The 269-nt window shown below is 48.3% G+C and carries 1 rRNA gene; it reads left to right on the top strand.

Going from position 1 to position 269, the window contains the following annotated elements:
* Nucleotides 1–108: ribosomal RNA gene (locus CIK96_RS12065) — 16S ribosomal RNA — on the top strand; the annotation flags it as partial.
* Nucleotides 109–269: the final 161 nt, after the last annotated feature.

Genomic DNA, 269 nt, shown 5'->3' with positions numbered 1-269 from the left:
GCACCTGAAGTCCGTGACCGCAAGGGTCGGCCTAGGGTGAAACCGGTGATTGGGGCTAAGTCGTAACAAGGTAGCCGTACCGGAAGGTGCGGCTGGAACACCTCCTTTCTGGAGACGGATCTTAGATAATTAAGGTAGTTTCAAAAGAATGGGATGAAGCATTGGTTTGTTCAGACACTCCTTCGGCTTCTTGTACTAACGAATCTGTTTTCTCGAATAGAGAATCGAAGGAAGCTGAGGACACTGTACTGTTCCAAAGCATCTTGAAC

It is taken from the genome of Prevotella sp. P4-98 (assembly GCF_002251405.1).
Lineage (GTDB): Bacteria > Bacteroidota > Bacteroidia > Bacteroidales > Bacteroidaceae > Prevotella.
The sequence above is the reverse complement of the archived record's forward strand: the minus strand, read 5'-3'. Positions and strand labels throughout refer to the sequence as shown.